This window comes from Pseudomonas karstica (assembly GCF_009707515.1).
GTDB classification, from domain to species: domain Bacteria; phylum Pseudomonadota; class Gammaproteobacteria; order Pseudomonadales; family Pseudomonadaceae; genus Aquipseudomonas; species Aquipseudomonas karstica.
Genome location: NZ_WLYI01000077.1, coordinates 1 through 1,441 on the forward strand (window position 1 = coordinate 1; position 1,441 = coordinate 1,441).

The 1,441-nt window shown below is 60.3% G+C and carries 1 protein-coding gene; it reads left to right on the top strand.

All coding sequences use genetic code 11. The features are described 5' to 3' along the window. Positions 1 to 251: 251 nt before the first annotated feature. Positions 252 to 1,205 carry a DMT family transporter gene (locus GIR22_RS25770; RefSeq protein WP_154746089.1) on the top strand — a complete coding sequence of 318 codons (954 nt, stop codon included), beginning with the start codon at positions 252 to 254 and terminating at the stop codon, positions 1,203 to 1,205. Positions 1,206 to 1,441 lie beyond the last annotated feature (236 nt).

The window sequence follows — 1,441 nt, forward strand, 5'->3', positions numbered from 1 at the left end:
GGAGAGAGGGCATGCCGAGCCTGGGCGAGGTACCAAGTGGTGGGGCAAGAGCGCTTTGCTTACTTTCGCGCTTTTCGAAAGTGAGTCGCTGTAAAAGCGAAACCAATAGCCGCCCTGACCGCAGCAACGGATATGTACTCCAACCCACCCCCCAATACCCACCCCCAAATACCCATGCCCATCACCCGCTACCCAAGTACCGTGACATCCCCCAGAATGCGACCTCTCTTTCTCTGGTATCCGGGGCACACATGCACATCTCTTCCGGTCGCTGGGTCTACGGTTTATCCCTGGCTCTGTTGACCGCGCTGCTCTGGGGCATTCTGCCCATCAAGCTCAAACAGGTTCTGCAGGTGATGGACCCGATCACCGTCACCTGGTTTCGCCTGACAGTCTCCGGCCTTTGCCTGTTCGTTTACCTCGCCGCCGTCAAGCGCCTACCCAACCCTCGAGAACTGGGACCACGCGGCGGCTGGTTGGTAGCGATGGCCGTATGTGGCCTGGTGGGCAACTATGTGCTGTACCTGGTGGGGCTGAAACTGCTCAGCCCCGGCACCGCACAGTTGGTGGTACAAATGGGGCCGATCTTTCTGATGATCGCCAGTGTGTTTATTTTCAAGGAGCGCTTCAGCCTGGGGCAGGGCTTGGGCCTGCTGGTGCTGATTTTCGGCTTTGGGTTGTTCTTCAATCAGCGCCTGCTGGAACTGCTGACGTCCCTGGGAAACTACACCGCCGGAGTGCTGACCATCCTGCTTGCGACTACCATCTGGACCTTCTATGCCTTGGGTCAGAAGCAATTGCTGACGGTGTGGAATTCATTACAGGTGATGATGGTGATCTACCTGTCATGCGCCGTGTTGCTGACGCCGTGGGCCCATCCTCTGCAAGCGCTGCAATTGACCCCGCTGCAAGGATGGTTGTTGCTTGCTTGCTGCCTGAACACATTGATTGCCTACGGTGCGTTTGCCGAGGCCCTGGCCCATTGGGAAGCATCACGAGTCAGCGCGACCCTGGCGATGACGCCCCTGGTGACCTTTGCCGCGGTGGCGGTGGCAGCGTGGCTGTGGCCCGAGTATGTGCACGCCGAGCAAGTCAATGCCCTGGGTTATGGCGGGGCGGTGTTGGTGGTGCTGGGGTCGGCGATGGTGGCGCTGGTACCCTCGTTGCTCGCCGGGCTCAAGGCCCGGCGAGTCCGAGCGCTGTAAACCCCCGCTGGCGAGGCACGAGGCTGCGATAAGGGCCGCAGGAACTTCAGCAATCTCAAGGCCCAAACGACTGCTGCGCAGCCGATCGCAGGCTACGCCAGCGGCTACAAATGATCGGCTTTTGTAGCCGCTGTCGAGGCACGAGGCTGCGATAAGGGCCGCAGGACCTTCAACAATCTCAAGGCCCCCATGCGTCTGCTGCGCAGCCGATCGCAGGCTACGCCAGCGGCTACAAG

Excerpts from the sequence above, each read along its gene's own strand:
- GIR22_RS25770 (WP_154746089.1), top strand. The coding sequence starts at position 252 with ATGCACATCTCTTCCGGTCGCTGGGTCTACGGTTTATCCCTGGCTCTG.